Origin of the sequence: Shewanella putrefaciens, assembly GCF_016406325.1 — a bacterium.
In the GTDB taxonomy this organism is placed as follows: domain Bacteria; phylum Pseudomonadota; class Gammaproteobacteria; order Enterobacterales; family Shewanellaceae; genus Shewanella; species Shewanella putrefaciens.
On the sequence record NZ_CP066370.1, the window covers coordinates 2,356,354 to 2,382,504 of the forward strand.

Consider the following 26,151-nt stretch of genomic DNA (forward strand, 5'->3'; position numbering starts at 1 on the left):
TGTTCAGCACAACACACGAGTACGCTACTAAAACATCCTTTTTAGATAGTCACAGCTACTGCAATGCCAATCTTAGGCAAATTCTTAATGACGAATTCCCGCATAAAGAACTAATGCACAAAGCTAGATCTGCGGCATTAATTGTCATTGTTTACCAGTAACTCGCCGATTATTTTATTTAATAAGAAGTATCCCTATAGGCTCAACGGCGACATCTGCAGCACAAGTGTAAATGCCGCGTTCACATGATCAATGATGTTCCCGACATCATAGTGACATTTCCCATATCCCTATGGGTCAGATGTGAAAGAGCGGTCATGTCGCCAACGGTCACTGTTGTAACAAAGCCAATCTTAACTAAGTTATTAATACACAAATCAGCCCTAAACAGCTTTGCCCCAAAGTTTGCTAGCATTTATTTAGTGAATCGAAAATTGACGAACTATTTGCCCTAACAGTTCTTATCGATGAACCTTATTTTTAGTGAGTCTTCATGAATAAGCGGAACTGGATGGGTATACAGTCATATTTAAATTTAGATGTTTTTGAGTGTTTTTACACTCATTAGTTTGCGCGTTTTTCCAGCCTAAAATTAACAAAACTCTTTAAAATCATTTATATATACTTTTCCAAAATTAGTTAATAGGTTTGGAAAACGCGCATGCGCGTTTTTCCAGATGGTGTATTTGATAGAAAGCTGATAAGTTCTTTGCATACAGATAGTTAACTGTGCGCGTTTTCACTGGTCTAATGAGGTAAACGCGCATGCGCACTAATAAAATGTTGAACTAAGCCGCTGCGCGGAGCCTAAAACGATCCACTGTTCCACACTTACTCCTAGGGATAATCCCTCACCTAGGAGGTCTACCATGTCATCACTTCTGCAACAATTCCATGATGAGATTAGTTTACGTGGTTACTCGGCCCGTACGCGTAACGCTTATTTGTATGCCATCACCCAACTGCAGCAGTATGCCAACCAACCGCTCGATAACATTACGGATGAGCAGCTTACGGCTTATTTCCGTTACTTAAATCTTGAGCGGCATCATTCCAGAGCCACCTTAAAGTTACAGCTTAATGGCATTCATTTTTTCTATGAACATGTCCTAAAACGTGACTTTACGATTCAGCTAAGTTTACCGAAACGTCCGCACAAGCTGCCGCAATTGCTGAGTTGCCAAGATATCGCGGCACTGCTGTACCACTGTCAAAACCTGAAACAACGCGCCATGTTGGCGCTGTGTTATGGTTGTGGTTTACGCGTCAGTGAGTTAACCCATATTAAGGTCGCTGATATCGACGGACAGCGGCAGTTGCTCAAAGTGTGTCAAGGCAAGGGGGCCTGCGACCGCTGGGTGATACTCTCACCGACTTTACTCACCCTGTTGCGTCAGTATTGGCAAGCGTATCATCCAGTCGAATGGTTGTTTGCCTCGACCTATCATGATGTGGTTTATCCGCTTCATGAGTCGACCTTTCGTAAAGCCTTAGCGAAGGCGGCCCGCTTAGCGAGTATCACTAAGCCATGCAGTCCACACAGCCTAAGGCATGCTTATGCGACCCATCAATTACAAGCGGGTATGCCCCTTCATCAATTACAAGCTCAACTTGGTCATCACAGTATTAAGTCCACCGAGCGCTACTTGCATTGGTCGCCGGAATTGGGTCATCAAGGGTGTGACTTGCTAGCAAGTCTTGGGGGGATGCAATGGCAACCACCTACCATTTAAGCGATATCCTTCATCAGCACTTAGCCCACTACCAACAGCAGCATAAACTGACCGAACAGCAAGCCTTAGTCTGCCAGCATATTCAGCAGTGTCGCACGCAAACCTTAGGCATACAGCATTGGCGTTGTGATACTTGCCAGTATGAGCAGCAGGTATTTTGCTCCTGTGGTGACCGGCATTGTCCTCGTTGCCAGGGAAGGCAGACACAAGCATGGATTGCTGCGCAACAGGCGCAAGTCTTGCCTTGCCGCTATTTCCATTTGGTCTTTACCTTACCCCACGAGTTGAACATCTTGGCGCACTACGCTGCCAAGCCGCTATACAGCGCCCTGTTTGAGTCGGTGTGGCAGACGCTTGCGCAGTTTGGTATGAAGCGAAAACACCTTCAGGGTCAATTGGGTTGCACTATGGTGCTGCACACGTGGGGGCAAACCTTGAGTCAGCATATTCACTTGCATTGCTTAATCCCGGGTGGGGTGCTGACGTCAGCGGGAGATTGGCATGGCGTGAAAACGGATTATCTGTTTCCGGTTAGAGCCTTGTCCACCGTATATCGGGCCAAGTTATTACGGGCGCTGCGACAACATGAGCTGGCTATCCCTGCGGCTGACACCTTAATGGCAAAACCGTGGTGTTTACAGCAAAGCGTGTCTGAGCCGCGCCGAAACCGTGGTGGAATACCTCGGGCGTTATACCCGTAAAGGCATGCTGCATGAATCAAGAATTGCCGACGTCACCGCAGAGCATGTCAGTTTTTACTACAAGGACTATCGTGACGGTCAGCAGCATAAGCAAATGCGGCTAAGTTGTGATGAGTTTATCCGCCGTTACTTATTGCATGTATTGCCCAAAGGGCTGATGCGAGTGAGACATTTTGGTTTTCTCGCCAACGCTTGCCGCCGTAAAAAGCTCGCGCTTATCCAGCCGCAATTACGTAAGCCGCAGGTGGTATTGGTGAGTCCTTTAGTTAAGGAGGACTGTTTGTGGTCATGTCCGCAATGCCAGTTAGGTCATTTACAGTTTATTGGGCTGATAAGACAGCAGGGATTAGTGATGATTAACAACCAAAGTCAGCCAATATGCCTGTCAGGATAACCCCTCCCTCAAGACGTAGCGAAATGACCGACAGCGAAAAGCAGCCAGCCTTATGGGCGCAAGCCGATGAGGGGATAGGGTGTGAGTGTCAGCCTGAATGTGAGGCCAAATGCTGTCAACCAAGGTCAATAATCAGTCGAAAGTGAGCTTGCAAGAATGAGAAAGCTAAAACGATATCAAGTGATTACCCATCAAACTGTATAAAAAACCGCTACCGCAAAAAAGCAAATTCCTATAGCATCATTCATACCCATTTACACGGATGTGGCAGCGGCCAAGTCCAACAAGCGATTTATGCCCTGCAAACAGCGCAGCGCATAAATACTAAGACGTTATGTGTTTACAGAGGTATCGTGGAATCAAAATGGATGATTTAAGAAGGAAGTGTTTTTTCTGTAAAGATAGAATTGATGGCAAAAAGACACTAGAGCACATTATTCCAAATAGTTTGCTCGGGAAATTAGGCATAAAAGAAAAAACGGTCACTGGTCAATTTAACACTATTCAATATAGCAGAGTAAAAGTTCCAGCTCATGAAAGCTGCAATAATCAGTTTGGCAGTGATTATGAAAACAGAATATTAAGCTTACTTGAAAATCCGGAACAACTTTATAACCAGTTACTTGAAGAAGCTGGTATCTTAATGATGTACAGCCCCGATAGCTCCGTATCTGCATTGATTACAACTTGGCTATCGAAGATCTATTATGGACTCTTCTACTATGACTTGATCTCTACGAAAGACCCTCAATGGAAAGATGTTTGTTCATCGATTATACAAAGTGATAATTTTAAACTCGTGCAGAGCTCGTATAAACAAGGCTATGGTTTTCAACTCCCTTCAAGTCTTTATGTTTTCAAAACCAAGAACACTGAAACCGATCTAGTAACAATAGTAGAACCTAGTACATTATTGCTTAAAATTGGTTCGTTAACATTTGTGCTCTGTATATGTGACGGCTTTCTAACCAAGAATTATTTGAATGGACATCCGCTCAAAAAATTACGTTCTTGGATGGAAGAGGAAGAGAAGCTGGATCCTCATTTTCCAGTACAAAAGCTCGCGCTAGCTGAGATCATTGCACTTAGAAAGTGTATTCCTAAGAACCCCAGGTTTGTCTATTCAAAAGATCAGATAATTAACATGAGCTTGTCCACAATGGCTAAAAATCCCGACATTGCTCATCAAATCAATGAGGAGCATCTTTCACACGTGCGTAGAGAGGTTTTACTTGAAATGGGTATCAAAATAATAAACACATAATCGGGTAGCCGGAGGTATCTAGCCTCCAGCCCCCACACCACCCTGCATGCGGCTCCGCACAGGGCGGTTCATTTAGAACGCCTAACTCACTTTCTGGTTAGGATAATGAACTGCAATCCATCCATCTCTCAGTGAACATAAACCTGCTTTCTTAAGATAGTCATTATTCAGCGCTTGCTGTATCCCGGGTGTTTTAGAGCTACGCCAAGGGCCTTTACTTGTAATACCACAAGCAACAGCTGCTTGGATCCTAACGCCACGTTTAAGTAAGTTTTGTACCTTAGTCCGTGGTTTTCGCCACTGACGCCAGTAGCACATACGAACACGACGACGGATCCAATGGTCTAAATCGACACATCCTTGGTAGGCATTGGCTATGCCAAAGTAGTTGATCCAACCTTGCATGTATTGACGCATTTTAAACAGCTGATAACTCATACTCACGCCCCAATTTCGGTTCGTTAGTCGCCTCATCTTTTGTTTGAAAATGTGCAATGTTTTAGCATGCCACTGGATCTTCCCGCGGTTAAATGTAAACCCTAGGAACTTGCTTTGACCTACCTTAACCACTTGGCTTTTCCGTTCATTAACAACCAGTTTTAGCTTAGTGGCAAGGTAGCGAGTAATGCTCTTTAGTACCCGTTCCCCCGCGCGAATAGACCTTACCAAAATGATAAAGTCGTCCGCGTAGCGGGCGAATTTATGCCCTCGGCTTTCCAGCTCTTTATCCAGACTATCCAGCATAATGTTAGAGAGTAATGGCGAGAGTGGGCCGCCTTGAGGCACGCCTTCGAAGCTTGCTTCAAATTGGTCGTTGATCATCACGCCAGCACGCAGGTATTTACCAATAAGCGCCAGCAGACGCTTATCCTGTACCTTAATCCTCAATTGAGTCATCAACAGGTCGTGATTTACTCGATCAAAGAACTTGGATAGATCAACATCGACGGCAAATTTGCGTTTCTGTTTGATGATATCCCTTACTTGCAGTACCGCTTGTTTGGCATTCCTGTTCGGTCTAAAGCCGAAGCTATTAGCCGAGAAGAAAGGGTCAAACAACGGCGTGAGAATTTGAGCAATGGCTTGCTGTATCACACGGTCAATGACGTTAGGGATCCCTAGTTTGCGTTTACCGCCATCGGGTTTGTCGATCTCTACGCGTCTGACTGCTGAGGGTTGATACTCACCTAGCTCAAGTTGAGTTTTACACTGTTGCCAGCCGCCTTGTTGCATCCAGAGCGGGAAGGCTTCGATGGTCATGCCATCGATGCCTGCCGCGCCTTTATTGGCTTTAACTTGACGCCACGCTCGGTGTAAATTCTCAGGTTCGAGTAGTTGTTGAAATAAATCGCTGTTGAAGGCCGGTTGCAGATCAATACGCTGCTGATAGTAATCGTCTGGCGACGTAGTGGGTATCGACAAGTTTGACAAGACCCCTCCTTCTTCTAAATGTTCAGGCCTTCACCATATCCCAACCATTACGATGGGCGTTGGGCTACTATGCCGTCTGCTGACTTCTGCTTAATCACATGCCGAGTTGCCCCGTCATGCGCTATCGGTTTTCATCTGGTTCGCTCTTTTCAGTCGATGATACTGAAAAGCCAAGGCACTTATAAACCAGAGCCTGACTGGTTATTGACCGATCGCGTGTTAAGCAGATCTCCCCAGATAAGAGCATGAACTTTCTTTGCACTGCTGCATCATTTACGGTGGACATTAGATCACGTGGTTTCGTCGTCTTGTCCCCTTACTGCGTGGGGGAGGCACTGCCAACTCACCTCTAGCCTACGCCTCATATGATGTTCTTGTTCATCAGCTCGCAAATTTGCTAGCGGCTTCCTCCAGACCAATCCTCACGGATAAGCCCTTGCCATTCGCTAGTAGTTAACGTTTAATAACAGTATGTTATTGAACGGTGACCTTCCTACAGAGGACTTTCACCTCATTAGTTCATGCCCATGCTGGGCGTACACAAACAATTTAAGAGTGATTCGGCACGCGTGGCATTTTACTATGCGTTGATGTTAGTGGTTAAGGTGGTATGCGGAAGCCTTGGTGTTGCGTGCCTCACACCTTAATTGGGCGATATTCCCGAGGAGAACTATGGAGCTTCCAAAGTTTAAATACCATCCAAATCCTATAAATACAGGCAGCATTGTCAAAAGTGGAGAAGTTTGTGAATGCTGCAACAAGAAAAGAGGGTTTATATATAAGGGGTCGATGTATACAAGGCATAGACCCGAGTACATATGCCCTTGGTGTATTGCTAACGGCGAAGCTCGGGAAAAGTTTGAAATTGAATTTTCGTCAATTATGCCAGCGGTAATTGATCCTAAAAATCCGATATCTATTAATTGCCCGGACAGCGCCTTTGAAGAACTGCTTTATCGTACCCCTGGGTTCTCTAGCTATCAAGAAATTGAATGGCCAAATCATTGCGAAGATTTTTGCGTGTTCCATGGAGTCGCCACTATCGGCGATATACAGAAGATCTCAAAAGAGGAAGAGGAGCGCCTGTATAAAACCACCTGGATGGACGAAGGCGAATTACGATCATGTCAAAACGGCAATCCTGAAGAGGAACTTCACTATTTTTTCAAATTTGTTTGTTTGAAATGTGGCGAAATAATGCTTCAAGTAGATCCAGACTAGAATATAATTTGAAACTTACTAATTTGAGCTAATGGTCTAACTCGGAATTGCCCAAAAGTGCGTTACGTATGTTTTTAAATCTACAGGTTACGCTAAAGCTAAAAAGGTGAGCCATGGTGATTGGCGAGACGACCGTCCGCCCCATGGCCGCTCATTGGCGTCCATGCCATCGCGGCATTTGTGAATCCTTTCACATCAGATGGGGCGGTCGAGCAGGACGGACTTGAACAACATCCTTGTTTAACTGCCAGTTCACCGTCTATGGCTCTCGCTCATAAGCTTAGAAACCCTAGATTTCTATTCACCGTGTCGGTGAGTCAATGCCATGGTAAGCCTATATACGTAGATACCAGCCAACACTAAATCCCTAAAACCAAAAACAAAAAACAAAAAACAAAAGTCACAGCCATCCGAGACTACTTTCCTACACATTTGAGTCCAAAACCAATACAGCCGATTTTATAATCTAGAGCCCTCAATATGCCCTACTGAAATATATACCCATAGCCACACTCATATTCAGAGTCGCAATGTGCGCCACATGAAGTATGAAAGCCGAAACATAAGGTTAAATAGCCGATAAGATAAATCCACTCCCCTCTTCAATATAAAAAGAGGAGTGATACTTTTATATAATCGATATAAATCAAGCCAACTTAAAGGCTTTTATTTTGGGGAGATGTGCGGCGAGTTGGGGAAATTTGTGGGGCTGAACGTCATCCCATTCAATCGCATAATATTCACTTAATTCTTGGGCGTTTGCCTTACAATCTAAAACGTCATCATTCACCGAAAAAATACACATCGCTCTGTGAGTATTTTTCAATCTAAATTCAGAAACACACTTACTCGCAATATCGGCATATTCTTCTGGGCGGTCAATCTTGCCCTGCATATTATTTTCGGGGTGTAAGTTAGGATTAATCAAGACAGACTTTAAGCCATTTAAAAATCCAATCCGTTCGGCCCAATAAGCGCCTAGCCCAACGCCAACCATCAAAGGCGCGGGGTCGTCGGTATGCTGCATTTGCTTAGCGACTTCCTTGAGCAAATGCTGCATGTCATGCTTAGGGTGCAAGGTGCTATAACTTAACAAACGCACATCAGGGTCAATAAATTGTAACTGCCGCATTTTTTCATGGTTACCTGGGCTAGTCGCATCAAATCCATGCAGATAGAAAATCATATCAAGGCCTTTAACCATTTTTAACAGTGAATTAACTAACCCTAGCAAAAGAGTGAACTCATACTTTGCGCTACATCAAGCTTTTGCCTTTTGTGCCAAACAAATTTGTTCCGCCAATTGTTTTGCATTTTCCCAACGAGCCAGATTTTCTAGTGCCAGTGAAGTTTGATTAACATTGGGTTTTAACAAACTTGCAGGATGTAACGGTGCATTTTCAGGCCAACTAAAGCCATCAAGCAACGACATAACACCCGGATTATCATTACAGACTAAGATCATATCGCACCCTGCATCAAGGGCCGCTTGAGCTCGAGCGCGATAATCCCCTGCAAATGCAGCGCCCTTCATCCCTAAATCATCGGAGAAAATCACCCCAGTAAAACCAAGTTCCTGACGCAACACTTGCTTAAGCCAATAATGTGAAAATCCCGCTGGATGAGGATCGACTTTAGAATAAATCACATGGGCAGGCATAATGCCCGATAATTGCCCCTTAGCAATCAATTCCTTAAAGGGCAAAATATCCTTAGCAAATATAGCCTTCGCATCACGCTCATCAATAGGCTGGGCAATATGAGAATCCGCCGCCACACTGCCATGGCCGGGAAAATGTTTACCTACTGCGCCCATTCCCGCCTGAGCCATCCCGTCAATAAAACTATCTGCCAGTGCGATAACCTCGCTAGGATCCGCACTAAAGCTTCGTTTACCGATCACTTCACTAATGCCATTAAGATCAAGTACAGGTGCAAAGCTTAAATCGATATCACAGGCCAGCAATTCTATTGCCATTAAAAATCCTAACTCACAGGCCCAACGCTTCGCTAACGTCATATCACCTTTCGCCGCGGGTAAAATATCCCCCATTGCAGGAATAAGGGTAAACCCATCTCGAAAACGCTGCACCCGACCACCTTCATGATCGACCGCGATCAGTATTTCTGGACGAATTTGGCGTATCTGTTGTACCAGACGGATTAACTGATCACGACTCGAAAAATTACGGGAAAATAAAATTAAACCACCCACCTGTGGATGGCGTAACATTTCAGCTTCTGCCTCACTGACATCTATAGACAGCAAATCCAACATCAAATAACTCATACTTATCCCTAAAAATATTCATTAATACTCAAAAAATAACCACAGTGTAGAGTGGCTACATGGTTCACATAAAATCAGAAAAAAGCGAACCATTCACCGTACGAGCACCATAAAAACCCTTAATTCTGCCCATAAATTAGCCTAGCTCTGTTTGACAGTTAAGCTCAGCTTATCCGAAGTATTTTAAATCAAAAAAACTAATGTGAATTGTCACGCTAATCTATGGGATACTGATGGCAAGAGTATTACACAAGCAGATTTAGCATGGAAGATGCGAGCAGATTGCCTGAACCTACGCAAGAAAGATAAGCGTACTTAAGGTGTCATACCGCGGGCAATCCAGTGCATTCAGACTAGAATAAAAAACGAGACACAACAGGACTTCTATCATGATTAGCGTATTTGATATGTTCAAGATCGGCATTGGCCCGTCGAGTTCACATACTGTCGGACCGATGAAAGCGGGCAAAATTTTTATGCAAAACCTTGCAGACTCTGGACTCATGGCCCAAGTGGATGAACTAAGAGCTGAACTATTTGGCTCCCTCGGCCAAACAGGCAAAGGCCACGGCACGGGCAAAGCAGTGATTTTAGGCTTAATGGGCGAAGATCCTGAAACCGTCGATACCGACAGTATCGATGGCATTTTAGAACACGTCTCCAAGGATGAAACCTTAACGCTGCACTGTGGCAAAGTGGTTAAGTTTACCCGTGAAAATGGCATCATTTACCATAGACGCAAAACACTACCTGCGCACGCTAACGCCATGACCCTATACGCCTATAGCGAAGATAAATGCATATATGAGCGCACTTACTACTCAGTGGGTGGCGGCTTTATCCTAGATGAAGATGAAATTAGCCAACGTAATGCCTCACCAGCCTCACAAATTGAATCGGCACCTTTTGATTTTGTGAGCGCGGCTCACTTACTCAAATTATGTGGAGAGCAAGGTCTCAGCATTTCTTCTTTGATGATGGCGAACGAACTGAGTTTAGCCTCTGAAGAGGAAGTCAAAGCCAAGCTGTGGAATATTTGGCAGACGATGAAAACCTGTATCGAGCGCGGTTATCAGAAGGAAGGCATTTTACCTGGTGGCCTAAAACTGCGTCGTCGTGCTCCTGCACTGTACCGTCGTTTGAAAGCCGAAGGCCGTAACAATGTCGATCCATTAACCGCTATGGATTGGGTCGATTTATTCGCCCTGTCGGTCAACGAGCAAAATGCCGCAGGTGATCGCGTTGTTACTGCGCCAACAAACGGTGCTGCGGGAATTATTCCTGCCGTTTTATGCTATTACGATACCTTCGTACAAGAAGTGGATATCGATGTCTGCGCTCGTTATCTATTAACTGCCGCTGCGATTGGTATTTTGTACAAGAAAAATGCCTCAATTTCGGGCGCAGAAGTCGGTTGCCAAGGTGAAGTGGGCGTGGCCTGTTCTATGGCCGCTGGCGCTCTGACAGAGATCATGGGCGGTACGGTTGAGCACGTTGAAAACGCGGCTGAAATCGGCATGGAACATAACTTAGGTCTAACCTGCGATCCTGTCGGCGGCCTAGTGCAAGTGCCTTGTATCGAACGTAATGCCATGGGCGCGATCAAAGCGATTAACGCTTCTCGTATGGCCCTACGCGGCGACGGTAACCATAAGGTTTCACTGGATAAAGTGATCAAAACCATGATGGACACGGGCAAAGATATGCGTAGTAAATACAAAGAAACCGCCAAAGGTGGTTTAGCGGTCAACATTGTTGAGTGCTAAGTGCTGAGTGTTAGTTCACTCTCGTTAATCGCTTAAATCGCACCATAAAAAATGCCGCAACTCAGTGAGTTGCGGCATTTTTGTTTTAGCTAGCACTTGCCTCCTAAATCGCTATCGATGGTAGATGTTAGGCAACTGGCGTAACTAAGATTTTTTCAGGGAATACTGCGAAATAATACCCGCCCAAGCTTTTTCTATTTCAGGGATTAACTGCGTAAATGCCGTTTTTTCGGTAATCACCCGCAAATCATCTACCGCTTCAGACGTTCCCCATACGCTAGCATTTCCCGTCTCTTTCGCGGTAGATTCGGCAAGTCCATAAAGATATTCAGTCCGAACATCAAAAAATGCAGCAGAAACAGTCGTCGTTACACTGATCTCTTTATTCTTTAAGAAACCCAAAGACACCACATTGAGTGGAGCAAACTGTTGTTCACCCGCATGGAATGAAGTATCGAAGGTATAGATAAGTAAGATATCCGCTTTTAATCTCGCAGCGGTTTCTCGTAAGGATTTTATCGAGTCCAAATTCTCTGGGAGTAAAATGCGATTTAATGGCGCAATACCTGACACTTGTGGCATTTTAGCTAGCCTAGCAAAGTCGGCTTCCGTCTCAACTTCGCGGGTCGTCACCACACTATAACGACCTGTACCAAAACTGCTTACTCGATAGGATAAATAACCGGGAGCTTGAATACGCGCTACCGAAATATTTGCAGGAAACACCGCAGCAGGCTCTTTGGACATAAGTAAGTTGATATCCGATTCAGCTAACGAACTCAGCTGCACACTACCACCTGGGGTGGTGTACGATGCACATCCCCCTAATATCAACAATCCGCCTAACATGGCAAGTTTAACGATCCTCATCAAATCTCCTTTAAATACGTTTCAAATCCCTAAATATTGAATACTAACTTACTGTTGATAAATGTTTTATTCAACCAAATTAATGTTCAAGCGTGACATATTTCTAAGCTATCCAACGACCAAGAGACAGTATTGGGTAAACAAAAGGCGCAGTGATAAAACAATATCACTGCGCCTTTTGTATCAATATCTTAAATGGGTTTAAGGCTTAAAGTACAAGCTATGGAACTTAAGGTGCTCTTCAATAAAGCTCGCGATGAAGTAGTAGCTGTGATCGTACCCCGCTTGCATCCGCACATCCAAGGGATAACCCTTGGTATGGGCGATATCCACCAGCGATTGTGGCATCAATTGGGTGTCTAAAAAGCTGTCAGCTTCGCCTTGGTCAATCAGTACTGGCACTTCGCTAATCGCGAGCTTAAGCAACTCGCATGCATCATACTGGCGCCAATGTTCACGATTTTCACCTAAGTACTCGCTAAAGGCTTTAATACCCCAAGGTGCATTACTCGGATTCGAAATCGGGCTAAAAGCCGAAATTGAGCTGTATCTGTGTGGATTACTCAGACCAATCACCAAAGCACCATGACCGCCCATGGAATGGCCGGAGATAGCGCGCTGAGTAGTGACAGGAAAATGTGCTTCAATCAAAGTAGGTAGCTCATGGACTATGTAATCGTACATTTTGTAATGACGATTCCAAGGTGCTTTTGTCGCATTGAGATAAAAACCCGCGCCTAAGCCTAAATCGTAAGCTTTATCCACCGCATCGGGCACATCATCACCGCGAGGACTGGTATCGGGGGCAACTATCGCCATCCCAAGCTCGGCCGCCATACGCTGTGCGCCCGCCTTCTGCATAAAGTTTTCATCGGTGCAGGTTAGGCCCGAGAGCCAATACAGCACAGGCACTGGCTTAATGACTGCCTCTGGCGGCAGATAAATCGCAAAGCGCATCTCGCAATTTAGTGCCTGAGATTGATGGCGATACTGCTTATGCCAACCGCCAAAACTCTTGTTACAACTGATATTTTCTATGGTCATACAAGTCCTTTTAAGCTCAATCTTTTAGCGTTTTGTCATAGCATTTATCTTAGCATTCGTCATGGCGCTGATCGTCTACTCTGTTGGCAACACAGCAAACAGATTTGCACCTGTCTGCCGGTTTGTCACATCAAGCTGAAGCATCAGTTTACAATGCGAAACCGCTTATTTATCAAAATGGATCACGCTGCGGATGCTCTTACCTTGGTGCATCAGCTCGAATGCTTCATTGATTTGCTCAAGTCCCATAGTATGAGTGATAAAATCATCGAGCTTAAATTCGCCCGCTAAGTAACGCTCAACGATGTGTGGCAGTTCAGAACGCCCTTTCACACCGCCAAAGGCAGAACCGCGCCAAACGCGGCCAGTCACCAATTGGAATGGACGGGTTGAAATCTCTTGACCAGCACCGGCAACACCGATGATGACTGATTCACCCCAGCCCTTATGGCAACACTCTAAGGCGCTGCGCATCACGTTGACGTTGCCGATACACTCGAATGAGTAATCCACGCCACCGTCGGTCATCTCAACGATCACCTCTTGGATGGGCTTATCCAATAATTTTGGGTTGATACAGTCGGTCGCGCCAAGTTTTTTGGCTAACTCGAACTTAGACTCGTTGATATCAATCGCGATAATACGACTGGCTTTGGCCATAGTGGCACCGATAATCGCCGATAAACCGATACCGCCGAGGCCGAAAATCGCCACGGTCGCGCCTTCTTCCACTTTGGCCGTGTTCATCACCGCGCCCATACCTGTGGTTACGCCACAACCTAACAGACAAATTTCTTCTAATGGCGCGCTCTTATTGACTTTAGCCAATGAGATTTCAGGCAACACAGTATATTCAGAGAAGGTCGAGCAACCCATGTAATGGAAAATAGGCTTGCCATCAAGATAAAAACGCGTGGTGCCATCGGGCATTAAGCCTTTACCTTGGGTCGCGCGAATTTTTTGGCACAGGTTAGTTTTGCCCGATAGACAAAACTTACATTCTCCGCACTCTGGGGTATAAAGTGGGATCACATGATCGCCCACTTGTACGCTGGTCACCCCCTCGCCCACTTGCTCAACGATACCGCCGCCTTCGTGGCCTAGAATCGCTGGGAATACGCCTTCTGGATCATCACCGCTCAGGGTAAAGGCATCCGTGTGACACACGCCCGTAGCCACAATGCGCACTAAGACTTCGCCCGCTTTAGGTAACATCACATCCACTTCTTCAATCTTAAGTGGTTGTCCTGGCCCCCAAGCAACAGCGGCCTTTGATTTAATAAACTGCGGTTTTTCGTTCGACATTGTTACGTCCCTTGAATAGGTAATAGGAGTAAGTCATTGGTGTATCATAAATTCAATTCAGGCCAAGCAAATTCTTGCGCCCATTGCACTGATGCTACTGAATAGGAGGATTGTATTTGTTTCTCAGCGAGAGACAATCTAGTATTCAAGCAATTCATTTTTACTGAGTAACAACAATGTATCTCTGGGACGGCATTTCTGAATTTGTCGCGGTGGCTGAGGCCGAAAGTTTTACCCTAGCGGCGCAGCGGCTGAATATCTCCACCGCCCACGTTAGCCGCCAAGTGAGCACCTTAGAAAACCGCCTTGGCACAAAACTCTTTTACCGCACAACCCGCAAAGTGTCGTTAACCGAAGAAGGCACGATTTATTATCGTCATTGCCGCCAATTACAAACGGGGTTAGAAGAAGCCGAGCGCGCCACCTCAAACCTAAAGGACTCACCCCAAGGCTTAGTCAAGCTCACGGCGCCCGTCGCCTATGGCGAAAAATTTATCATGCCGTTGCTCAATGATTTTATGGTGCAATATCCCAGCGTTGAATTTAGCGTCGACCTAACTAATCGCACCTTGGACTTGATTGAAGGCGGTTATGATCTGGCCATTCGCCTCGGAAAACTCGCCGATTCGAGTCTGATGGCCAAACCGCTCAGCAGTCGCACTCACTATGTCGCCGCCTCACCAAGCTATGTGGAAAAATACGGTCAGCCCCATACCTTATCAGAACTTAGCCGGCACAATTGTTTGATCGGTAATCATAATTACTGGCGCTTTGTAGAAAATGGCCGCGAACGCAATATTAAAGTCCGCGGCAATCTTAATTGTAACAGCGGCTACGCATTAAGGGATGCGGCACTAAAGGGCATAGGGATAGTTCAACTGCCTGATTATTATATTGAAGAAGATATTCAAGCCGGACGGTTACTCTCCTTCCTTGACGGTCACCGCGAAGCCAAAGAAGGCATCTGGGCACTCTATCCGCAAAACCGCCACCTGTCGGCTAAGATCCGCGTATTGGTCGATTATCTTGCCGAAAAACTCATCGAACAGGGTTAAATACTGTTTGAGCAGATTGATTAGTAGGTGGTAGCAGACAAAACGGCGCAAACTAGCGCCAGTTTTCCCGCAAAGTGTAATACAGCATGCCTAACGCCAGCGCTTGATTGCCGAACCATTCATTTAACGGAATGCGGATATGGCGCATGGCGGCAAACAAATCAAATTCACGCAATTGCCCGTCCATCGCATTGGCCATGATCTCAGCCATAATGTGCGATGTCGCCACTCCGTGCCCAGAATATCCTTGGCAATAGAACACATTAGGCGACACTTTGCCGAGCTGTGGGATACGGTTAATCACAATTCCTGCCATTCCGGCCCAAGCAAATTCGATATCAACGCCCTTTAATTGTGGAAACGTACGCTCAATCGCGGGCCGTAATTCCGCCGCCACATTTTTAGGATCGCGGCCGCTGTAGTTAGTCCCGCCGCCGAACATCAACCGTTTATCCGCGGTCAGGCGATAGTAATCCAACACAAAGCGGCAATCGTACACGGCCAAATCCTGCGGATTGATTTGCAAAGCGATCTCATCGGGCAGAATCGCAGTGGCGCAATTGCCTAAGGACGCCGGAAATAACATACCGCGCAGTTTTGGACGGGCGAGTTTATGGTAAGCATTACCGGCGATCAGCACACTGTTGGCGCGCACTTTTCCCTTGGCAGTGACAACAGTCGCCACATCGCCTTCTTCAATATCAAGTACGGGTGAGTGTTCAAAGATTAACGCCCCAAGACCTGCTGCGGCGCGGGCTTCACCCAGGCATAAATTAACTGAGTGCAAATGCATATTGCGCCGATTGACTAAGCCGCCGTGATACAAGGGCGAGCCTAAATAGGCGGGTATTTCATCGGCGGATACCAGCGTCATAAATTCACCCATGCCGCGGCGCTGCGCCTCATCATGCATCGCCCTAAGCTCCTGCATGTGCTTTGGCTGGTAAGCGGTTTGGATATGACCAAACTTTAAATCACAGTTTATGCCGTACTTGGCCACCCGATTTTTAATTATATCGTGGCCGCGCCAACGCATATTCCACACATAATCTTCAGCTTCATTGCCGATTTGACAGCGCAGCTGCTTTGTCATCGCAACATCGCCGGACAAACTGCCCGTCACCTGCCCGCCGTTGCGTCCGGTCGCGCCCCACGCAATTTTATTGGCCTCAATAAGCGCCACTTTGTAGCCCTTCTCAGATAATTCCAACGCCGTTGCCACGCCAGTAAAACCGCCACCGACAATCGCCACATCGACTCGAATGTCGCCTTCAAGCGCAGGATAATCTGACTCTTGGTCAATGGTGGCATTGTAGTAGGAGGCGCAACGCTCTGCTGGCATGGTCATTCCTTGATGTTGAAAGTTAACTGTTGAAAGTTGATGGCTGAAAGTGAGTGTTGAGTCTTAGTTCTGGGCACTCAGTTCTTCTGGACACTCAGTTTTGGACACTCGTTTTAACACGGCATCATGCCGACATTGTTTTATATTTTTTACAAGCGTTCAGAATTTGTGAGTATATCTAAGTTGAGATCGAGGTCAACACTGAATTGCGATAACTATTTGCAGGACATGACAAAGGGAGTTGAGCTGGCTGCTGGCTCCTGCTTGAAGAACCTGAAATGGGGGGGCTTGAGATGGAAGCTTCTGAAATGGCGGTACCTAAAATTAAGGCACTAAAATTAAGGCACTAAAATTAAGGCACTAAAATTAAGGCACCTAAGATTAAGTTACCTAAGATAGTGACTCCGAATGTTAAGGCGCGGCTGATTTTATCTTTTAAGCCTTATACTTTTTGCTGGTTTAAGATAGGCTTGTGCGGCGTCATCCTCTTTTTATCTCAGCAACCTAGAGTCCATTATGCCACTATTACCACTTGTCCAATTGCCGTTTTCCCAAGCATGTGAAAACAACAAAGCGCCGATTTTAGCGGTATTAACACAAGCATTCTCACTCAACCAACATGTACTCGAAATCGGCAGTGGCACAGCGCAGCATGCTGTGTATTTTGCAGCAAATCTTCCCCATTTAATCTGGCAAACCAGCGATCAGGCTGAGTATATTGAGGTCATTACCGCAAGGTGTATGCATGAAGGCAAGCTACCCAATGCAGCGGCAAACCTACGCTTACCACTTACCCTTGATGTCACTGTGCCATGGCCAGTGGAGGGATTAACACCTGATATTGATGGCGTATTTACTGCAAACACTTTGCATATTATGAGCAAAAATATGGTTGAAGCGTTTTTTACTGGCCTTGGTCTGTATCTCCCCCAACTCAAGACCCTGTGCATTTACGGCCCCTTTAACTACCAAGGCGAATTTAGCAGTGACAGCAATCGCCAGTTTGATGCCTTTTTAAAACAGCGCGATCCCGCCAGCGGCATTCGTGATATTGAATGGATTTGCAGTTTAGCCAGCGAGCAAGGCCTAACGCTGAAGCAAGATGTGGCTATGCCAGCCAATAATCGACTACTGCATTTTGTCAAAGTGTAACGGGTTATCTCTCTTCACCCAAAAGCCTAATAGAATTAACGACGATGCAGATAACACTAAATTAACGTAGCACCAACACCTCAAGAGCATAAGTTAACTATCATCACGTTTTCCGTATTCACCACAAAAACGCATAAATATTCTCATTTAATTCAAATTGGCTGTTGCAAAGGCTCATAAAAGCGGTTAGTTTAAATCCACTTATACGGATAGACACCCGTAGCAACGAATTAAACGCTTCACTGTAATTAGAACGGTTAAGCGATAAATATAAACAAATAACGAACAAAGACCGAGAGAGTAAAATGAGCCCACTACTGAACGCTATCCACCACCATCACCACCATATGCGGTAGCCTTCGGACGCTCACTGCCGGAGGACTATATCCTTCTGGCGGACTGATTCAAGATGATCAAAAACCCCTGGAAGGAATTCCGGGGGTTTTTGCATTTAGGCGCTAATTTTGAATCTTTTAATTTTGATACTTTTGAGCGAGATAACACTATGACTGAATCGAACCGTTTACGCATCGCCATCCAAAAATCTGGCCGTCTATCGACCGAATCACAACAATTGCTAAAAAGCTGTGGTGTTAAATTTTCCATTAATGAACAACGCCTTATTGCTCACGCTGACAATATGCCTATCGATTTACTGCGCGTTCGTGATGACGATATCCCAGGATTGGTGATGGACGGCGTGGTTGATATGGGGATCATCGGTGAAAACGTGCTCGAAGAGGAACAAATCGAGCGTCAAACTCTGAACAAACCCGCAGATTGCCTCAAACTGCGTCAGTTAGATTTCGGTTCGTGTCGCCTCTCGTTAGCCGTACCAACAGAATTCAGTTACGCCGATGCCTCCTCGTTAGAAGGATTACGCATCGCCACTTCTTATCCGAACCTGCTGCGCCGTTTTATGCAACAAAAAGGCATAACTTATCGCGACTGTATGTTAAAAGGCTCGGTTGAAGTCGCCCCGCGTGCCGGCCTTGCCGATGGGATTTGTGATCTCGTGTCAACGGGCGCCACCTTAGAGGCCAACGGTTTATACGAAACTGAAGTAATTTACCGCTCTATGGCCTGCATCATTCAATCGACCCAAACCCAATCGCCGACTAAACAAGCACTCATCGATAAAATTCTATCCCGCGTCAATGGCGTTATCCGCGCCCGTGAGAGCAAGTACATACTGCTACACGCGCCAACCGAAACCTTAGATCAAATCGTCGCCCTACTGCCCGGCGCTGAAAACCCAACCGTATTGCCATTAAATGATGATACTAACCGCGTTGCTATCCACGCCGTCAGTACCGAAGATTTATTCTGGGATACCATGGAGCAGCTAACCGCACTCGGTGCCAGCTCGATTCTGGTGATGCCAATCGAAAAAATGATGGGGTAATGTATGGAAATCCTAACTTGGTCAACCTTATCCGCCGCCGAGCAGAAAACGGCGCTGAAACGCTCGCCCTTAATTGGTGATAGTGGCTTAGAGCAAAGCGTTCGCGCCATTCTCGATGCGGTAGCGACGCGGGGTGATGCCGCCATTGCCGAATTTAATCAAAAGTTTGATGGCTTTGATAGCGCGACCAAAGATTTAAATGGACAAGGTAGTGGTGAGCTGCGCATGGGCGAAGCCGAAATAACTGCGGCAAGTGCACGAGTATCGCCTGAGCTAAAAGCGGCGATCGCCAAAGCCATGGCGAACATAGACGTGTTTCACAGCGCCCAGCAATTTCGCCCGATTGATATGGAGACCGAGGCGGGAGTGCGCTGCGAACTGCGTAGCGAACCAATTGAAAAAGTAGGTTTATATATTCCAGGTGGCAGTGCGCCATTAATTTCTACCGTGATGATGCTCGCCCTGCCCGCCAAGATCGCCGGCTGCGAACAAAGAGTATTAGTCAGCCCACCGCCCATCAACGATGCCATTATCTATGCAGCCAATGCCTGTGGGATCACTGAAATCTATCAAGTAGGCGGCGCGCAGGCCATTGCGGCACTGGCCTTTGGCACAGAAACGATCCCCGCGGTCGATAAAATTTTTGGCCCAGGTAATCGCTACGTGACTGAAGCTAAACGCTTAGTGTCACAGGATGGCCGCTGCACTGTGTGTATCGATATGCCAGCAGGTCCTTCTGAAGTGTTAGTGATTGCCGATAGCGACGCCAATTGCGAATTTATCGCCGCCGATTTGCTTTCGCAAGCGGAGCACGGCCCAGATTCACAAGTGATTTTAGTGACAGATTCGCAAGCTATCGCCGATGGCGTGAATGACGCGCTAACAAGACAACTCGCTGCCCTGCCGCGTTGTGATATCGCGGCAACGGCACTACTGAGCAGTCGCACTTTTGTTGTGGACGACATGCTACAAGCCGCGCAGGTTTCCAATCAATATGGGCCTGAGCACTTGATCATTCAAACGCGCTTTCCCCGTGAGGTACTGAAAAATATTCGCGCCGCGGGCTCGGTATTTTTAGGCGCTTATACGCCTGAATCTATTGGTGATTATGCCAGTGGCACCAACCACGTGCTACCAACTTACGGTTACAGCCGCGCCGTGTCGAGCCTGTCATTAGCCGACTTTAGCCGCCGCTTTACCGTGCAGGAACTCAGCGCTAAAGGCTTAATCGGATTGGGGCAAGCGGTCATGACGTTAGCCAGTAACGAATTGCTCGATGCGCACAAAAATGCTGTCGCAGTACGTTTAGCTAGCCTAGAGAAATGATCTGCTTAATCTTAAGTGAATAAAAATAGAGCTGAGTGAAGAAAATGAGCCAAATGAGCAGCATGGAAAAAACAGCAGAACCCACAGTATTAGCGCTAAATTTAGCCAAGCGCTTAGCGCGCCCTGAGTTACTGGATTTAACGCCCTACCAGAGTGCCCGCAGACTGGGCGGTCGTGGTGATATTTGGATCAATGCCAACGAATCACCCTTCAATAATGTCGATACGGCAGCGCTCGATTTATCAAAATTGAATCGTTACCCAGAATGCCAACCGCCGCAGCTTATCAAGGCCTACAGCGAGTACAGCGGTGTGAGTGCCAGTAAGATAGTTGCCAGCCGCGGCGCCGATGAAGCGATTGAACTATTAATTCGTGCCTTTTGTATACCTGGCGTCGACAGCATTGCTTGCTTTGGCCCAACTTACGGCATGTATGCCATCAGCGCGAACACCTTTAATGTGGGCGTTAAAGCGTTAAATCTCAGCGCGGAATATGGCTTGCCAACAACCTATGCCGAGGACGTTCGCGGCGCAAAACTGGTGTTTATCTGTAATCCCAATAATCCGACGGGGACAGTGATCGACAAAGCCATTATCGAGCAAGCAATTAAAGCCCTGCCCGACGCGCTTGTAGTCATTGATGAAGCTTATATTGAGTTTTGCCCCGAATACAGCGTGGCGGATTTGCTGGAAAGCTATCCGAATCTAGTGGTACTGCGCACCCTGTCAAAAGCCTTTGCACTTGCCGGCGCACGCTGTGGTTTTATGCTGGCAAACGAGGCTGTGGTCGAAATCATTATGCGCGTGATTGCGCCCTATCCGGTGCCGCTGCCCGTGAGTGAAGTCGCCACACAGGCGCTATCGAGCGCAGGTGTTGCGCGGATGAAAATTCAGGTAGAAGAACTCAATCAACAGGGTAAAAGACTTGCCGCGGCACTCAATCTTTACTGTGAACAATGGGGCGGCAGAGTACTAACTCCCCATGGCAACTACGTATTGGCTGAATTTGATGATGTCGCCAAGGTCGCGGCGTTACTGCAAGGCAGTGGTGTTGTCGCCCGCGCCTACAAGGACCCAAGGCTTGCCAAAGCGATACGCTTTAGCTTTAGTTCAAAGGCGGATACCGATCGCTTAGTCGCCCTTTTTGAGTCACAACGAGTTGAATAATAAAACGAACTATATTTTAAGGTAGCGCCATGAACCCACAATTTATCCCAAACGTTGCACAAAAAATTCTGTTTATCGACCGCGATGGTACCTTGATTGAAGAGCCCATCACCGACAAACAGGTCGATAGTTTAACGAAATTAGTGTTCGAGCCACAGGTAATCCCCGCTTTGCTACGTCTGCAAAAGGCAGGGTTTCGCTTAGTCATGGTCAGCAATCAAGACGGCCTTGGCACACCGTCTTTCCCGCAGGAAGATTTCGATGCCCCCCACAATATGATGATGCAAATCCTCAAAAGCCAAGGGGTGAACTTCGAAGATGTGGTGATTTGCCCGCACTTTAATGATGAAAATTGCAGCTGCCGTAAACCTAAGCTGGGGCTAGTAAAAGACTACCTCACCCAAGGCTGCATCGATTTCACCCAATCGGCGGTGATTGGCGATCGCGAAACCGATGTGGAGCTGGGCAATGCCATGGGCATTAAAAGCCTGAAATATCAACGCGACACTTTAGGCTGGAACGCCATCGCCGATGCACTGCTCAATAAAGGCCGCACCGCCACGGTCGTACGTACCACCAAAGAAACCGATATTCGCGTGACTGTGGATCTCGACAGTTCAATCAAAGGTAAAATTGATACAGGCATTGGCTTTTTCGACCACATGCTCGATCAAATTGCCACCCACGGTAATTTTAGAATGGATGTGAAAGTCGATGGCGATCTGGAAATCGACGATCACCACAGCATCGAAGACACTGCGCTGGCCATAGGTGATGCCCTGCGCCAAGCGCTCGGTGACAAACGCGGCATTGCCCGTTTCGGCTTTAGCCTGCCGATGGACGAAGCTAAGGGTGAGTGTCTGCTGGATATCTCTGGCCGCCCTTTTATCAAATTCTCGGCCGATTTTGAGCGTGAGCACGTGGGCGAAATGGCCACTGAAATGGTGCCGCACTTCTTCCGATCCTTTGCCGATGGCCTGCGCTGTACGCTGCATGTGTCAACCGAAGGCGATAACGATCACCACAAGGTTGAAGCCCTGTTTAAAGTGCTCGGTCGCGCGCTACGCCAAGCGGTTAAAGTCGAAGGCGATATTCTGCCATCGAGCAAAGGCGTGCTTTAAGGCATCAGCATAAATCGTTTAAGAGGTTAGGATGCAACAAGACACTCTATTATCAGCTGGCCAGCAATTAGCAGCAAATGCATCACCAGATGCTGAAACCGTCATCATAGACACGGGCTGTGCCAATTTAAACTCAGTACGTTTCGCCTTCGAGCGTTTAGGCGCTAAGGTGTTGGTCACAGACGATAAAGCCAAAATCAAAGTGGCAAAACGCGTGGTGCTGCCGGGTGTGGGTACGGCAGGTGCGGCCATGGCGTCCTTACATGAAAAAGGCTTGGTCGAACTCATTCAAGGCCTGACTCAACCTGTGCTGGGCGTGTGCCTTGGCATGCAAATGTTGGCGGCGATTTCTAAGGAACGCGGCGGCAAAGGTCAAGATTGCGAGTGCTTAGGCATCATCCCCACCGACATTTGCGAGCTGGATACCCAGTTACTCAAAGCTGAAAGCCTACCTTTGCCGCACATGGGCTGGAATCAACTTAAGCTAACGACAAACTCACAAGGAGCCAAAATCCCTAGCGTTCACCCGCTGTTTGCGGGCATTGAAGATGGCAGTTATGTGTATTTCGTCCACAGTTACCGCGCGCCGTTGAGTGAATTTACATTAGCCCAATGTACCTATGGTGAAGGCTTTAGCGCCGCCATCGGCAAAGGCAACTTTATGGGCGTGCAGTTCCACCCCGAAAAAAGTGCCGCCGTGGGCGCGCAAATTCTGCGTAACTTTTTACAGATGGATGAGTTACAGATGAACGAAGCTCTGATGAACAAAGCGCTGCAAAGCAACTCTGCTGATGGCCAAGCTGGTGTAAAGAAGGCTGACCAATGAATAAATTACTCAATACAAAAGAAGTTATTAATGAATCACTTATAAATAAGTCAATCGAGGATTTAAGCTTATGATTATTCCTGCGATTGATTTAATTGATGGCAATGTCGTCCGCCTTTATCAAGGCGATTACGGTCAGCAGACCACCTTTGATTTAAGTCCTTTGGCGCAGTTGCAATCCTACGAGGCACAAGGCGCTAAGTGGTTGCATATCGTTGATTTAACGGGTGCGAAAGATCCCGCGAAACGCCAAACTCGTCTTATCAGTGAATTAGTGGCGGGACTATACGCCAATATTCAAGTGGGTGGCGGTATTCGTACTGAAGAACAAGTCACTGAATTATTAGCTATCGGTGTAAAACGAGTGGTAATTGGCTCACTGGCGGTGAAAGAGCCTGAGTTAGTCAAACAATGGTTTATCAAATACGGCAGCGAAGCAATTTGCCTCGCGCTCGATGTCAATATCAACCAGAGCGGCGAGAAAATGGTCGCCGTATCCGGTTGGCAAAGTGGTGGCGGTAAGAGTTTAGAATCCCTTGTAGAAACCTTTAGCGCGGTCGGCTTAAAGCACGCGCTGGTGACTGATATTAGCCGGGACGGCACCTTAACGGGCGCGAATACCGCGCTTTATCAAGAAATTGCTGCAAGCTTCCCCGACATCGCTTGGCAAGCCTCCGGCGGTATTGCGACCCTTGATGATGTGAGCGCCGTGCGAGACAGCGGCGCTGCAGGCATCATTATCGGTAAAGCCTTGCTTATCAATCAGTTTAACGTGTCGGAGGCAATCCAATGCTGGCCAAACGACTAGTCCCCTGTTTAGATGTAAAAGACGGTAAAGTAGTGAAAGGCGTGCAGTTTCGTAACCACGAAATTGTCGGTGATATCGTTCCCTTAGCCGCGCGTTATGCCGAAGAAGGCGCCGATGAGCTGGTGTTTTATGACATTACCGCCAGCGCCCACGAACGTGTGGTCGATAAATCTTGGGTGAGCCGCGTGGCGGAGCAGATTGATATTCCCTTCTGTGTGGCAGGGGGTATTAAAACCATTAGCCAAGCCCGTGAGTTATTAGCCTTTGGTGCGGATAAGATTTCGATTAACTCGCCCGCGTTAACCGATCCGAGTTTGATCTCACGCCTGCAGGACGAGTTCGGCCGCCAATGTATCGTGATTGGTATCGACTCCTTTTTCGATGCCACCAGCAACAGCTATAAAGTAAAGCAATTTACTGGCGATAAGGCTGCGACTAAAGATACCCAATGGTTTACCCAAGACTGGGTTGAAGAAGTGCAAAAACGTGGTTGTGGTGAAATCGTGCTCAATGTTATGAACCAAGACGGTGTGCGTGGTGGCTATGATATCAAGCAGTTAAGTCTTGTTCGCGCCATCTGCGACGTGCCGTTAATTGCCTCGGGCGGTGCAGGAACTATGGCGCATTTTCGCGATGTATTTATTGAAGCTAAGGTCGATGCGGCGCTGGCAGCGAGCGTATTCCACAAGGCGATTATCAACATCGGTGAATTAAAAGCCTATTTAGCGGCCGAAGGGATCGCGATTAGACGCTAGAGCGGTTCTAGGTTCTAGGTTCTAGGTTCTAGGTTCTACAAACAGATTAAGAGTGAATACTATGTCAACGCAAACAAACACTAAGTCGGATTTTAGCGAGCTGGATTGGAATAAACAGGATGGGCTCATTCCTGCCGTTATCCAAAACCATTTATCGGGCAAGGTATTAATGCTCGGTTATATGGATAAGGCCGCGCTGGAAAAAACCTTGAGCACAGGTGATGTCACCTTTTTCAGCCGCTCAAAACAGCGCTTGTGGACTAAGGGTGAAACCTCGGGGAATACGCTAAGATTGGTCGCTATCGATAAAGACTGCGATAACGATAGCCTGTTAGTGCAAGTGATCCCCAACGGCCCAACCTGCCACAAAGGCACCGAAAGTTGTTGGTTAGATGACAATGCGCACCCCTTTTTGAACAACCTCGCCAGCCTTATCACCTCGCGTAAAGGACAAAGTGCCGATTCCAGTTACACGGCGTCATTATTTGCGCGCGGCACAAAACGTATCGCCCAAAAGGTCGGGGAAGAAGGTCTTGAAACCGCCCTTGCCGCCGCGACCCTCGATAAGGAAGAGCTGGTTAACGAAGCCTCAGATCTTATCTATCACTTGCTGGTATTGCTTGAAGATCAACATTTAAGCCTTAGTGATATCACAGCAAACTTGCTGGCAAGACATCAAAAGGCGCTGCAGAGCAAAGCATAATCTGCTTACTGTTCCTGATGTCTTACTATCGATTTTACCGCTAAAAATGCCGCCCACTTAAATCAAGTCGGCGGCATTTTTTATCGCGCGATTCCCTCAAGTGCCATTGCCGCAATGTGAGCAATGAATATCTTGCGCCTTAATCCTATAACAAAAAATAATCAAAATACTGTTGTAATGGTTGACAAGTACAGTTCAGTTCCCTATGGTAGCCTCCGTTGCTGTTAGGTTATTAAGGCAAGGCATCAAAACACTTATCCGTTTTTACTCAACACACGCTAAGGCAAGTTTTATGTGTTTCACACCCTTTTATTATCCCTATCTGTAGCCGCAATGGATATTGTTTAGGTATAAAATAGGCACCTCGCCTGACCTTCCATTGTGGCCATATCCTTTCGGATCCGCTGAGCGCCACTGTCTCATTTGCTTAAATTATTTTGTGCTTGAATCATTTCATCATTGAATCACATCAA

Annotated in this window: 21 protein-coding genes and 1 pseudogene; 15 read left to right on the top strand and 7 right to left on the bottom strand. The window is 46.8% G+C overall.

The window, feature by feature from the left end; translation table 11 throughout:
* Nucleotides 1-869: 869 nt before the first annotated feature.
* The 3 genes and pseudogenes from JEZ96_RS10525 (at nt 870) to JEZ96_RS10535 (ending at nt 4,092) form a co-directional block, all read left to right on the top strand.
* Nucleotides 870-1,733 carry a tyrosine-type recombinase/integrase gene (locus JEZ96_RS10525; protein WP_061783305.1) on the top strand — a complete coding sequence of 288 codons (864 nt, stop codon included), beginning with the start codon at nt 870-872 and terminating at the stop codon, nt 1,731-1,733.
* Nucleotides 1,712-2,828, top strand: a pseudogene (locus tag JEZ96_RS10530) (IS91 family transposase). Before JEZ96_RS10525 ends, JEZ96_RS10530 begins: the two are co-directional and overlap by 22 nt.
* 364 nt (nt 2,829-3,192) lie before the next feature.
* Nucleotides 3,193-4,092: a hypothetical protein gene (locus tag JEZ96_RS10535; protein WP_025007834.1), complete on the top strand. Its 900-nt coding sequence runs from the start codon at nt 3,193-3,195 to the stop codon at nt 4,090-4,092.
* Nucleotides 4,093-4,173: 81 nt separating this feature from the next.
* Here JEZ96_RS10535 and ltrA read toward each other — a convergent pair whose 3' ends face one another.
* Nucleotides 4,174-5,523: a group II intron reverse transcriptase/maturase gene (gene ltrA, locus JEZ96_RS10540; protein WP_059453123.1), complete on the bottom strand. Its 1,350-nt coding sequence runs from the start codon at nt 5,521-5,523 to the stop codon at nt 4,174-4,176.
* Nucleotides 5,524-6,195: 672 nt separating this feature from the next.
* Here ltrA and JEZ96_RS10550 point away from each other — a divergent pair.
* Nucleotides 6,196-6,744 carry a CbrC family protein gene (locus tag JEZ96_RS10550; protein WP_011789172.1) on the top strand — a complete coding sequence of 183 codons (549 nt, stop codon included), beginning with the start codon at nt 6,196-6,198 and terminating at the stop codon, nt 6,742-6,744.
* Between the two features lie 646 nt (nt 6,745-7,390).
* Here the strand turns inward: JEZ96_RS10550 and ycfP are convergent.
* Nucleotides 7,391-7,930, bottom strand: a complete 540-nt coding sequence (gene ycfP, locus JEZ96_RS10555; RefSeq protein WP_014610477.1) for an alpha/beta hydrolase YcfP — start codon at nt 7,928-7,930, stop codon at nt 7,391-7,393.
* A gap of 75 nt (nt 7,931-8,005) precedes the next feature.
* Nucleotides 8,006-9,034: a beta-N-acetylhexosaminidase gene (gene nagZ / locus JEZ96_RS10560; RefSeq protein ID WP_025007833.1), complete on the bottom strand. Its 1,029-nt coding sequence runs from the start codon at nt 9,032-9,034 to the stop codon at nt 8,006-8,008.
* Between the two features lie 389 nt (nt 9,035-9,423).
* On the opposite strand from nagZ, the gene JEZ96_RS10565 reads away from it, so the two are divergent.
* Nucleotides 9,424-10,800 carry an L-serine ammonia-lyase gene (locus tag JEZ96_RS10565; protein WP_011789169.1) on the top strand — a complete coding sequence of 459 codons (1,377 nt, stop codon included), beginning with the start codon at nt 9,424-9,426 and terminating at the stop codon, nt 10,798-10,800.
* A gap of 144 nt (nt 10,801-10,944) precedes the next feature.
* On the opposite strand, the gene JEZ96_RS10570 is transcribed toward JEZ96_RS10565, so the two are convergent.
* From JEZ96_RS10570 to JEZ96_RS10580, 3 genes are all read right to left on the bottom strand, one after another.
* Nucleotides 10,945-11,670, bottom strand: a complete 726-nt coding sequence (locus JEZ96_RS10570; protein WP_025007832.1) for a hypothetical protein — start codon at nt 11,668-11,670, stop codon at nt 10,945-10,947.
* A gap of 201 nt (nt 11,671-11,871) precedes the next feature.
* On the bottom strand, nt 11,872-12,714 hold the full coding sequence (fghA, locus tag JEZ96_RS10575; protein ID WP_025007831.1) for an S-formylglutathione hydrolase: 843 nt from the start codon (nt 12,712-12,714) through the stop codon (nt 11,872-11,874).
* A 165-nt stretch (nt 12,715-12,879) separates the two neighbouring features.
* Nucleotides 12,880-14,019 carry an S-(hydroxymethyl)glutathione dehydrogenase/class III alcohol dehydrogenase gene (locus JEZ96_RS10580; protein ID WP_025007830.1) on the bottom strand — a complete coding sequence of 380 codons (1,140 nt, stop codon included), beginning with the start codon at nt 14,017-14,019 and terminating at the stop codon, nt 12,880-12,882.
* Nucleotides 14,020-14,195: 176 nt separating this feature from the next.
* Between JEZ96_RS10580 and JEZ96_RS10585 the strand changes: the two genes are divergently transcribed.
* Nucleotides 14,196-15,074, top strand: coding sequence for a LysR family transcriptional regulator (locus JEZ96_RS10585; protein ID WP_128090072.1), 879 nt, complete (start codon nt 14,196-14,198; stop codon nt 15,072-15,074).
* 52 nt (nt 15,075-15,126) lie between these two features.
* On the opposite strand, the gene JEZ96_RS10590 is transcribed toward JEZ96_RS10585, so the two are convergent.
* Nucleotides 15,127-16,416 (bottom strand): NAD(P)/FAD-dependent oxidoreductase, encoded by a 1,290-nt coding sequence (locus tag JEZ96_RS10590; RefSeq protein ID WP_025007828.1) that lies wholly within the window; start codon nt 16,414-16,416, stop codon nt 15,127-15,129.
* A gap of 516 nt (nt 16,417-16,932) precedes the next feature.
* On the opposite strand from JEZ96_RS10590, the gene JEZ96_RS10595 reads away from it, so the two are divergent.
* From JEZ96_RS10595 to hisIE, 9 genes are all read left to right on the top strand, one after another.
* Complete coding sequence (locus JEZ96_RS10595) at nt 16,933-17,568, top strand: DUF938 domain-containing protein (protein WP_025007827.1); 636 nt, start codon at nt 16,933-16,935, stop codon at nt 17,566-17,568.
* Between the two features lie 505 nt (nt 17,569-18,073).
* On the top strand, nt 18,074-18,973 hold the full coding sequence (hisG, locus tag JEZ96_RS10600; RefSeq protein ID WP_025007826.1) for an ATP phosphoribosyltransferase: 900 nt from the start codon (nt 18,074-18,076) through the stop codon (nt 18,971-18,973).
* A 3-nt stretch (nt 18,974-18,976) separates the two neighbouring features.
* Nucleotides 18,977-20,299: a histidinol dehydrogenase gene (hisD, locus tag JEZ96_RS10605; RefSeq protein ID WP_025007825.1), complete on the top strand. Its 1,323-nt coding sequence runs from the start codon at nt 18,977-18,979 to the stop codon at nt 20,297-20,299.
* A gap of 44 nt (nt 20,300-20,343) precedes the next feature.
* The gene (gene hisC, locus JEZ96_RS10610; RefSeq protein WP_025007824.1) at nt 20,344-21,465 is read left to right on the top strand and encodes a histidinol-phosphate transaminase; all 1,122 of its coding nucleotides are present in this window, start codon (nt 20,344-20,346) and stop codon (nt 21,463-21,465) included.
* A gap of 29 nt (nt 21,466-21,494) precedes the next feature.
* Nucleotides 21,495-22,586, top strand: a complete 1,092-nt coding sequence (hisB, locus tag JEZ96_RS10615) for a bifunctional histidinol-phosphatase/imidazoleglycerol-phosphate dehydratase HisB (protein ID WP_025007823.1) — start codon at nt 21,495-21,497, stop codon at nt 22,584-22,586.
* A gap of 31 nt (nt 22,587-22,617) precedes the next feature.
* Nucleotides 22,618-23,412 carry an imidazole glycerol phosphate synthase subunit HisH gene (gene hisH / locus JEZ96_RS10620; RefSeq protein WP_025007822.1) on the top strand — a complete coding sequence of 265 codons (795 nt, stop codon included), beginning with the start codon at nt 22,618-22,620 and terminating at the stop codon, nt 23,410-23,412.
* Between the two features lie 70 nt (nt 23,413-23,482).
* Nucleotides 23,483-24,220, top strand: a complete 738-nt coding sequence (gene hisA, locus JEZ96_RS10625; protein ID WP_061783440.1) for a 1-(5-phosphoribosyl)-5-[(5-phosphoribosylamino)methylideneamino]imidazole-4-carboxamide isomerase — start codon at nt 23,483-23,485, stop codon at nt 24,218-24,220.
* Nucleotides 24,202-24,975 carry an imidazole glycerol phosphate synthase subunit HisF gene (hisF, locus tag JEZ96_RS10630; protein WP_128090071.1) on the top strand — a complete coding sequence of 258 codons (774 nt, stop codon included), beginning with the start codon at nt 24,202-24,204 and terminating at the stop codon, nt 24,973-24,975. The genes hisA and hisF overlap by 19 nt, the downstream gene beginning before the upstream one ends.
* 61 nt (nt 24,976-25,036) lie before the next feature.
* Nucleotides 25,037-25,678, top strand: coding sequence for a bifunctional phosphoribosyl-AMP cyclohydrolase/phosphoribosyl-ATP diphosphatase HisIE (gene hisIE / locus JEZ96_RS10635; RefSeq protein ID WP_025007820.1), 642 nt, complete (start codon nt 25,037-25,039; stop codon nt 25,676-25,678).
* Nucleotides 25,679-26,151: the final 473 nt, after the last annotated feature.

What these genes read in the sequence shown, in the direction of transcription:
- JEZ96_RS10525 (WP_061783305.1), top strand. Translation starts at nt 870, where the DNA reads ATGTCATCACTTCTGCAACAATTCCATGATGAGATTAGTTTACGTGGT.
- JEZ96_RS10535 (WP_025007834.1), top strand. Translation starts at nt 3,193, where the DNA reads ATGGATGATTTAAGAAGGAAGTGTTTTTTCTGTAAAGATAGAATTGAT.
- JEZ96_RS10550 (WP_011789172.1), top strand. Translation starts at nt 6,196, where the DNA reads ATGGAGCTTCCAAAGTTTAAATACCATCCAAATCCTATAAATACAGGC.
- ycfP (WP_014610477.1), bottom strand. Translation starts at nt 7,930, where the DNA reads ATGATTTTCTATCTGCATGGATTTGATGCGACTAGCCCAGGTAACCAT.
- nagZ (WP_025007833.1), bottom strand. Translation starts at nt 9,034, where the DNA reads ATGAGTTATTTGATGTTGGATTTGCTGTCTATAGATGTCAGTGAGGCA.
- JEZ96_RS10565 (WP_011789169.1), top strand. Translation starts at nt 9,424, where the DNA reads ATGATTAGCGTATTTGATATGTTCAAGATCGGCATTGGCCCGTCGAGT.
- JEZ96_RS10570 (WP_025007832.1), bottom strand. Translation starts at nt 11,670, where the DNA reads ATGAGGATCGTTAAACTTGCCATGTTAGGCGGATTGTTGATATTAGGG.
- fghA (WP_025007831.1), bottom strand. Translation starts at nt 12,714, where the DNA reads ATGACCATAGAAAATATCAGTTGTAACAAGAGTTTTGGCGGTTGGCAT.
- JEZ96_RS10580 (WP_025007830.1), bottom strand. Translation starts at nt 14,019, where the DNA reads ATGTCGAACGAAAAACCGCAGTTTATTAAATCAAAGGCCGCTGTTGCT.
- JEZ96_RS10585 (WP_128090072.1), top strand. Translation starts at nt 14,196, where the DNA reads ATGTATCTCTGGGACGGCATTTCTGAATTTGTCGCGGTGGCTGAGGCC.
- JEZ96_RS10590 (WP_025007828.1), bottom strand. Translation starts at nt 16,416, where the DNA reads ATGCCAGCAGAGCGTTGCGCCTCCTACTACAATGCCACCATTGACCAA.
- JEZ96_RS10595 (WP_025007827.1), top strand. Translation starts at nt 16,933, where the DNA reads ATGCCACTATTACCACTTGTCCAATTGCCGTTTTCCCAAGCATGTGAA.
- hisG (WP_025007826.1), top strand. Translation starts at nt 18,074, where the DNA reads ATGACTGAATCGAACCGTTTACGCATCGCCATCCAAAAATCTGGCCGT.
- hisD (WP_025007825.1), top strand. Translation starts at nt 18,977, where the DNA reads ATGGAAATCCTAACTTGGTCAACCTTATCCGCCGCCGAGCAGAAAACG.
- hisC (WP_025007824.1), top strand. Translation starts at nt 20,344, where the DNA reads ATGAGCCAAATGAGCAGCATGGAAAAAACAGCAGAACCCACAGTATTA.
- hisB (WP_025007823.1), top strand. Translation starts at nt 21,495, where the DNA reads ATGAACCCACAATTTATCCCAAACGTTGCACAAAAAATTCTGTTTATC.
- hisH (WP_025007822.1), top strand. Translation starts at nt 22,618, where the DNA reads ATGCAACAAGACACTCTATTATCAGCTGGCCAGCAATTAGCAGCAAAT.
- hisA (WP_061783440.1), top strand. Translation starts at nt 23,483, where the DNA reads ATGATTATTCCTGCGATTGATTTAATTGATGGCAATGTCGTCCGCCTT.
- hisF (WP_128090071.1), top strand. Translation starts at nt 24,202, where the DNA reads ATGCTGGCCAAACGACTAGTCCCCTGTTTAGATGTAAAAGACGGTAAA.
- hisIE (WP_025007820.1), top strand. Translation starts at nt 25,037, where the DNA reads ATGTCAACGCAAACAAACACTAAGTCGGATTTTAGCGAGCTGGATTGG.